General features: G+C 50.3%; 7 protein-coding genes and 1 other annotated feature. All 7 genes read right to left on the reverse strand.

Going from position 1 to position 8,109, the window contains the following annotated elements; genetic code table 11:
- Positions 1-65: 65 nt before the first annotated feature.
- The gene (gene alaS / locus ABJ225_RS07630; RefSeq protein WP_347319257.1) at positions 66-2,690 is read right to left on the reverse strand and encodes an alanine--tRNA ligase; all 2,625 of its coding nucleotides are present in this window, start codon (positions 2,688-2,690) and stop codon (positions 66-68) included.
- A 59-nt stretch (positions 2,691-2,749) separates the two neighbouring features.
- Positions 2,750-2,960: a binding site (T-box leader), on the reverse strand.
- 37 nt (positions 2,961-2,997) lie between these two features.
- On the reverse strand, positions 2,998-4,083 hold the full coding sequence (locus tag ABJ225_RS07635; protein ID WP_079516444.1) for an AI-2E family transporter: 1,086 nt from the start codon (positions 4,081-4,083) through the stop codon (positions 2,998-3,000).
- 92 nt (positions 4,084-4,175) lie between these two features.
- A complete protein-coding gene (locus ABJ225_RS07640; RefSeq protein WP_347319259.1) occupies positions 4,176-4,307 on the reverse strand; it encodes a YrzQ family protein in 132 nt (43 codons plus the stop codon).
- Between the two features lie 15 nt (positions 4,308-4,322).
- Complete coding sequence (locus ABJ225_RS07645; protein ID WP_079516779.1) at positions 4,323-4,547, reverse strand: hypothetical protein; 225 nt, start codon at positions 4,545-4,547, stop codon at positions 4,323-4,325.
- Between the two features lie 108 nt (positions 4,548-4,655).
- Positions 4,656-7,025: an SF1B family DNA helicase RecD2 gene (gene recD2 / locus ABJ225_RS07650; protein ID WP_218246265.1), complete on the reverse strand. Its 2,370-nt coding sequence runs from the start codon at positions 7,023-7,025 to the stop codon at positions 4,656-4,658.
- Positions 7,026-7,042: 17 nt separating this feature from the next.
- Positions 7,043-7,714 carry a tetratricopeptide repeat protein gene (locus tag ABJ225_RS07655; protein ID WP_347319262.1) on the reverse strand — a complete coding sequence of 224 codons (672 nt, stop codon included), beginning with the start codon at positions 7,712-7,714 and terminating at the stop codon, positions 7,043-7,045.
- Between the two features lie 69 nt (positions 7,715-7,783).
- Positions 7,784-8,109 (reverse strand): hypothetical protein (locus tag ABJ225_RS07660; RefSeq protein WP_347319264.1); only part of this gene is annotated, 326 nt, incomplete at its 5' end.

Here is an 8,109-nt window from a genome sequence, read left to right on the forward strand (position 1 = left end):
GGCTTGTCTTTTTGACAACCGAATTGTTAATCGCTACAACCATTGTACACCACTTTGACAGGGAGTTAAACGGATTTCACCCATTCTTCTACAAATTGAAGGGCATCATCCAGCTTCGACGCATCTTTTCCGCCTGCCTGCGCCATATCCGGACGTCCGCCGCCTCCTCCGCCGCAGCGTGTAGCAACTTCCTTCACAAGCTTGCCTGCGTGATATCCTTCTTTGACGAGATCATTCGTCACACCTGCGATGATGTTGACTTTATCGCCACTGGCAGAAGCAAGGACGATCACACCGGAGGACAGCTTCTGCTTCAGGTCATCCATCATGTTGCGCAGGTCGCCGCCACCGACTTTTGCCGTCAGGACATTGACTCCATCCACGACTTTGACTTGGTCGGTCAGGTTTCCTGCTTCTATGTTGGACAATTTTGCCGCCAATGATTCATTCGCTTTCTGAAGTTCCTTCATTTCCTGCAGAAGGGATTCGACGCGGACCGAAACTTCTTTCGGATTGGTCTTCAGCTTCGCAGCCGCTTCTTTAAGGAGGGAGACCTGGTCATTCAGGACACGATATGCCCCTTCGCCTGTCACAGCCTCGATCCTTCTTGTGCCTGCTCCGATGCCGCCTTCTGATTGGATCTTGAAGAGGCCGATCTCAGAGGTATTGCCTACATGACAGCCACCGCATAGTTCCAGGGAATAATCGCCGATGGAAACGACACGCACTTCATCCCCGTATTTCTCACCGAATAGTGCCATGGCACCCATCGCTTTTGCTTCCTGCAGGGTCTTTTGTTCGATGTTGACTTGAAGGGCCTGCCATACTTTTTCGTTGACGATCTGTTCGATCTTTTCCATTTCTGCTTCCGTGATGGAACCGAAGTGGGAGAAGTCAAATCGGAGTCTGTCCGGTTCAACGAGTGACCCTGCTTGATTGACATGCTCCCCGAGTACATCCTTCAGTGCTTGATGAAGAAGATGCGTCGCCGTGTGATTCTTTTCGACTTTCTTGCGGGATTCCCTTGAAACGATGGCTTTCACTTCTGTGCCCTTGAGCAGAGATCCTTCTTCTACGATACCTGAGTGAAGGTTTTGTCCGTTTGGAGCCTTTTTGACGTCTCTTACAAACACCTTTACCCCATCGGCAAAGAGATAACCCTTATCCCCGATTTGTCCACCGCTTTCAGCATAAAACGGGGTTTCATCCAGGATGAACTGCACTTCTTGCCCCTTGTCGGCCTTTGGCTGACGCTCATCTCCCACGATGACTTCGAGGACGGTAGCCGTTGCTTCAAGAGTCGAATAGCCCACAAATTTACTCTTCACGGTCACATCACTGAGAACACCGCCTTGGACCTGCATGCTTCCCACATCCTGACGGGCGGAGCGTGCACGTTCGCGCTGCGCTTCCATTTCCGACTCGAAGCCTGCTTGATCGAGGCTCAGTCCTTCTTCCTCTGCATACTCTTCAGTGAGCTCAACAGGGAAACCGTACGTGTCATACAATCTGAAAACATCTTTACCTGGGATGACGGTGCTGCCAGCTGCTTTTTGTTCTTTCATCACGCTGGAAAGGATGTGCAATCCTTCGTTCAGCGTTTCATGGAAGCGATCTTCCTCGTTCTTCACCACTTTTTGGATGAACTCCGTCTTTTCCTTCACTTCCGGATAGAAGTCGACCATCACTTCCGCTACAACCGGAACGAGCTCGAACATGAACGGACGATTGATGCCGATCTGCTTCGCGAAGCGCACAGCCCTTCTGAGCAGACGTCTCAGTACATAACCGCGTCCTTCATTGGAAGGAAGGGCCCCGTCCCCGATGGCAAATGCCACGGTCCGGATATGATCGGCAATGACTTTGAATGCTTTGTCGTCTTCTTTACGCTCGCCGTATTTGCTGCCCGACATGCCTTCTGTAGCCGAAATGATCGGCATAAAGAGGTCGGTATCGAAGTTCGTCGGCACCCCTTGGACCACGCAAGCCATACGCTCTAGACCCATACCGGTATCGATGTTTTTCTTCGGAAGCGGGGTGTACGTCCCGTCAGGATTATGGTTGAACTGCGAGAACACAAGATTCCACACCTCAAGATAACGGTCGTTCTCCCCTCCTGGATACAGTTCAGGATCATTTGGGTTCTCCCCATATTCCGGGCCGCGGTCATAGAAGATCTCCGTGTTCGGTCCGCTTGGTCCTTCCCCGATATCCCAGAAGTTCCCCTCGATTCGGATGATGCGTTCTGCCGGTACTCCGACTTTGGTATGCCAGATATCGAATGCTTCATGATCTTCAGGATGGATCGTTACGGAAAGCTTTTCAGGATCGAATCCGATCCATTCCTCTTTCGTCAGGAATTCCCATGCCCATTCGATGGCTTCCACCTTGAAGTAATCGCCGATGGAGAAGTTCCCGAGCATCTCAAAGAATGTGTGGTGACGGGCCGTTTCCCCCACGTTTTCAATATCGTTCGTCCTGATTGATTTCTGTGCATTCACGATCCTTGGATTTTCAGGGATCACACGTCCATCAAAATACTTTTTTAGTGTTGCGACTCCACTATTGATCCATAGAAGTGATGGATCCTCATGGGGGACCAGTGAAGCACTCGGCTCCACGCCATGGTTCTTTTCCTGGAAGAAATCCAGGAACTTTTGCCGGATTTCGGCTCCTGTCAATGTTTTCATCGTCAGTTCCTCCTTTGAATATGTACATAAAAAAGAATACAAAAAAGCCCTCATCCCTGATCAGGGACGAGAGCTAACTCGCGGTACCACCCTGGTTATGGATAAAGATTCTTATCCATCCCTCAATACGCCTTAACGCGGCCATACGGCAGGGTTCTTCCTGCACTCCGGATCAGCATTCCGTCATCCTTCATCCGGGTACCCTTTCAGCCTAGGGGTGCCCTCTCTTCTCGATGGACTATGACGTACTCGTTCCTTCATCGTTTTACGTGTATAAATTGGATTATAAAAATAATCGAAGGGTTTGTCAATGTCCCTCCTTTTCTTTTTGACGGGAATGGATGAAATGCGTCCGGCCGTGCAATATGGCGACCTTGATGATGGCAAGGGCCGGTACTGCCACAATCATGCCAATCACACCTTGGACCTCACCGCCGATTATCAAAGCGCCCATGATGAATAGAGGGTGCATATGCAGCGTCTTCCCGACAATCAAGGGAGACAGGATATTCCCTTCGAGGAACTGCAGAATCAAGACGATGATCACCACGTAAATGACCATGTGAAGGGAAATCGTGCTTGCCACAAGCACTGCCGGAATGGCCCCGATGATCGGTCCGAAATAGGGGATGACATTGGTCACCCCGATGATCAGGCCAAGGATAAGGGGATATTTCATTCCGATGAGCCAAAGTGCCGACGTCGATACACCGAAAATGATCAAACAGACCAGGAGTTGCCCACGGATATAGCCTCCTAGAGAAGCATCCACGTCCCTTAGGAAACTTGCGCTGCTTTCTCTCCACTTGCGGGGAGTGAGCCGGATGAAGAACCTTTTGACCTTCACCACATCCTTCAGCAGATAAAAGGATACAAACGGGATGATGGCAATGATCAGAAGTGAATTCATGAACTTCATCAGAATTGCAAGGACGACGGCTGCAAGGCCCGTCACCCATGCTTCCAGCCCATTGATCCGCTTATCGAGCATGGATTGGATGCCTTCCGGCCACGCGGCGGTCTTATACTGGATATAGGTGAGCCCGCGGTTGTATTGATCGGTCAGTACTGGAGCATTTTTAGATAAATCATCGATTTGGTGGATGATAGCCGGCGTCCCCTTATAAATCCCCCACCCGATGCTTCCAAAAAAGAGCAGGTAAATAAGAAGGATGGCGATCCCCCGGTGAATCCCAAGTTCATGAAGTTTCTCCACCACGGGATGGAGCAGATACGCGATGAACGCTCCGATGATAAACGGCAGTGCCGCAAAAAAGAATACGTCAAGGACGGGTTGCCATACCGGCTTCAACAGAAAAAGTACATATAAGAGCAATGAAGCGACAAAGGCAATGGTTAATCGGTAAAGCCATTTCGCATAATTGGTAGCCATGAAAGGTCCCTCCCTTTTATGTAGTGTGCCGAAGCAGGGAGGTTTTAGTCATGAGAAAAGGTCCGGCAATAGCCGGACCTTTGAGGTATTTTCTAGAAGAGCTTCTTCACTTGTTTGCGGAATCTCTTCATTTGCTTACGATTCAACATATTGGACCTTTGGGAATAGATGGACGCGGCGATGCCTGCCCCGAACCCAACGATCGATGAAAACGCCCTGTTCATGAAAAACACCTCTCCCTAGCTAAGTTGGCGTTCTTCCTCGTCAAACAGATCATCAAGCGAACTCAGTGAGCCATCTTCCTCCACCTGATGGGTGTGGATGACTCCCTTGGACAGGGATAATTCGATATAGCATCCCCAGCAATAAAACTGATTGATGCCGATTTTCCCTATATCTTTGCTTTGGCAGTTCGGACATTTCACGGCAGGATTCACCTCGTTCTTAGGTTTTATCCTTACCATCATGGCCCTGCGAGCAAAAAGATATACTTGAAAGGCGAAGAATGTTCGAACGCTCCTTCCTAGTTTGGACCGAATGAGACGAATCATAAGCTGAAACCATTTCCAGTCTCACGTCATGAAGTCATACGGTGTGATGCCCTCCATCCCGATCATCGGGTCCACCTTCATCAAGTCGATCGGGGCATCGTCTTCCGGCACACTGTCTTCCATTGTTTGAAGCCTTTCCTTCAGGGTCGTCTTCCTTATGATATCCTCTTCCCGTTCGACCCCCATACGGAACGCATCTTCTTCCCCGCACAGGATGAGGAACTGCTTGCTTCTGGTGATCGCCGTATATAGAAGATTTCTCCTCAGCATACGGTAATAACTTTTCACCACCGGAAGGATGACGATGGGAAACTCACTTCCCTGGGATTTATGGATGGAGCAGCAGTACGCATGGGTGATCTGTCCGAGATCCTGACGGGTATAGGTGACCTCCGTCCCCTCGTAGGAAACGATGACCATATCCTGCTTTTCCGTGTTTTCCTTTGCGTAAAAGATGGACACCACTTCACCGATGTCCCCGTTGAAGACGTTGTTCTCGGGCTGGTTGACAAGCTGAAGCACTTTGTCCCCGATCCGGTACTTCACATCCCCGAAGGCGATTTCCTTCCGCGTTCCATCATTCTTATTGAAGATTTCCTGCAGAAGGACGTTCAACCGGTCGATTCCAGCTGGACCTCTGTACATCGGGGCCAGAACCTGAATATCCTTCGGTGTGAAGCCTTTCTTCTTCGCGTTTTCCACCACTTTCTGAACCACTTCGGTGATCTGATGGGTCCGGCAAGGGAAGAAAGAACGGTCCTTCTGCTGCTTCACAAGGTCATCCGGCAAACGTCCTGCCTTCATTTGATGGGCAAGGTCGATGATGGAAGAGCCTTCTTCCTGGCGGTAAATATCCGTCAATCGCACCGTCGGCACCCTTCCCGATTCCAATAGATCCTTCAGCACCTGTCCCGGTCCGACGGATGGAAGCTGATCTTCATCGCCCACAAAGATCACCTGAATATTTTCAGGCAGGGCCTTGAGGAGCTGATGGGCAAGCCATGTATCCACCATCGATACTTCATCCACAATCAGCAGCTTTCCTTCGATGGCCCTTTCTTCGTCTGTCTGAAAACCCTCTTTTCCATTCCAGCCCAACAGTCGGTGGATGGTCATGGCAGGCAGCCCCGTCGATTCCGTCATCCGCTTGGCGGCCCTTCCCGTCGGGGCAGCAAGAAGCACCGGGAACGGTTCATCCTTATATTCCTTCGGGTCAAGCGAACAACCGTGAAGATCGGCATACAGCTCGACAATCCCATTGATGACGGTGGTTTTTCCCGTACCAGGTCCTCCCGTCAAGAGGAGCATGGGGCTCATGAGTGCCGTTTCGATGGCTTCACGCTGCGAGGGGGCATACTGCACGCCCAGGCGATCCTCCAACGCCCCTAAGGAAAGGAGGAATTCCGATTGGGGGAACTGATCCTCATAATCGGTCTGGGCAAGGATCCTCTCGATATTCGTGACAATGCCTTTTTCGGAGAAATAAAGGGAAGGGGTGTAAATCTTCGTCCCCTCACCGGCGACTTTCCCTTCCTCTTCCAGCGCCACGACCTGGGCAGAGATCTCCTCGAATTCGATGCGTGCGGACTGACTCTTTTCCAGTAGGTCCTTCACGCTCACAATGAGTTCTTCCGCCTCAAGGTACACATGACCCTGTTTCACGCACATCTGCTCCAACGTATACAAACAGCCTGCCTTGATCCTGTCGGGATGACTGCCTGTGATCCCGATCTTCGAGCCTAGTTCATCTGCACGGGTGAAACCGATGCCTTCGATATCCTCCACCAGCTTATAGGGATTGTTGTGGATGATCTCCAGTGCCTGTTCTTTATAGGCCTGGTAGATCTTCATGGAAATCTGCGGGCCGAAACCGAAATCGTTGAGCATGATCATGACGCGCTCAAGTCCCTGATGCTCGGATAATGTATCAAAGATGGTCTTTGCCTTTTCCTTCGGAAGCTTCGGCACCTCGTCGAGGACCGATGGATTCTCAAGGATTTTGGTGATGGCATTTTCACCTACGTGTTCCACGATCTTTTCAGCCGTCTTCGTCCCGATCCCACTGAACAGATCACTTGATAAATAGTGGACGATCCCTTGTTTGGACTGAGGGATCTCCTTCTTGAAATGATCGGCATGAAACTGGGTGCCGAATTTCGGATGATCCTGAAAGCGACCGAAAAAAGAGTAGGTTTCTTCTTCATGAAGCTTCGGGAAATGTCCCGTTACAACGGCTTCTTTATCACTGTAGCCCTCATCATTGGTCTCTTCCACCCTGATGCGCACGACACTGTACATATTGTCTTCATTGTGGAAGATCGTGACAAGATGGCGCCCTTTGACGTACAGTTCTTCATCTCCAAATAATTGTAAAGAGTCTTGCTGGCTCAATTCAGCGAACCCCCCGGTTATTCACTCTCTTCTTTTTTGATCATTTCCACCGTCGCCACACCCATCTGGGCAAGCTCATGGTCAGGTTGAAGCTCGATGGCCTTACGGAAGAAGACAAGCGCTTGATCTGTATTGCTCTCATGGACCAGATTGGCGACGCCGAGGTTGTAATAGGCATCCGCATGTTCCGGATCAAGTGATAGCACATTGTTGAAAACCTCAATCGCCTCCGTATAAGCTTCTACTTTTGCAAGGGAAAGGCCCAATTGGAAGAAGGCTTCAACATCCTGATCATTCAGTTCGACGCTGCGCTGGAAATATGGCAGGGCAAGCTTCGGCTGATCGAGCTGCGAGAGGCTCATGCCCAGCATGAAGTGGACGTCCGCATTCTCCATCCCTTTTTTGATGGCACGCTCGAACTGGTATTTTGCATGATCATACTCCCCTTGATTGAAGTGAAGCGTACCGAGTGAATAGTAAGCTGCCCCAGCTTCAGGGTCGACTTCCATCGCACGCTCGAAAAAGCGCTTCGCTTTTTCCGGATCTCCAACAGACATAAGGACATTCCCGAAGTTGATATAGCCTACCGGGTCCGTCGGGTTCTCCTCGATAGCTTCAGTGAAGATCTGAACGGCTTCCTCCACCTTCCCCTGTTGAAGAAGTTCAATTCCTTTTGCATTTTTATCCATATGAAAACACCTCTTAAAATTCGTCTAGTATGTAACCGATGATGGTAGTAGTATACCACATCGGCCTGGTCATTCTCTTCCCAAACAAAAAATGGACTGATAGAAGAATGGCCTTCTTTTCAGTCCATTATTGTGGGGGGCAAGTCCTTTGTTCTTGGCCAGCTCCGGGGGCTTGGGGCTCGAGGTCATAAGCTGTGAAATCCATAAAGGCACAGAACGCCTTTTTGGCTTTCCCCTCTTATGCTTGTCGCCCCAGATCGAGCCCCCTCCGCTTTTCTTCTTGTCCAGCTCCGGGGGCTTGGGGCTCGAGGTCATAAGCTGTGAAATCCATAAAGGCACAGAACGCCTTTTTGGCTTTCCCCTCTTATGCTTGTCGCCCCAGATCGAGCCCCCTC

The sequence above is a fragment of the Rossellomorea sp. RS05 genome (assembly GCF_039822645.1).
Classification (GTDB): Bacteria; Bacillota; Bacilli; order Bacillales; family Bacillaceae_B; genus Rossellomorea; species Rossellomorea marisflavi_B.

Bases quoted from the DNA above. Each gene is read 5' to 3' on its own strand.
- ABJ225_RS07640 (WP_347319259.1), bottom strand. From the start codon at position 4,307: ATGAACAGGGCGTTTTCATCGATCGTTGGGTTCGGGGCAGGCATCGCC.
- ABJ225_RS07635 (WP_079516444.1), bottom strand. From the start codon at position 4,083: ATGGCTACCAATTATGCGAAATGGCTTTACCGATTAACCATTGCCTTT.
- ABJ225_RS07655 (WP_347319262.1), bottom strand. From the start codon at position 7,714: ATGGATAAAAATGCAAAAGGAATTGAACTTCTTCAACAGGGGAAGGTG.
- alaS (WP_347319257.1), bottom strand. From the start codon at position 2,690: ATGAAAACATTGACAGGAGCCGAAATCCGGCAAAAGTTCCTGGATTTC.
- ABJ225_RS07645 (WP_079516779.1), bottom strand. From the start codon at position 4,547: ATGGTAAGGATAAAACCTAAGAACGAGGTGAATCCTGCCGTGAAATGT.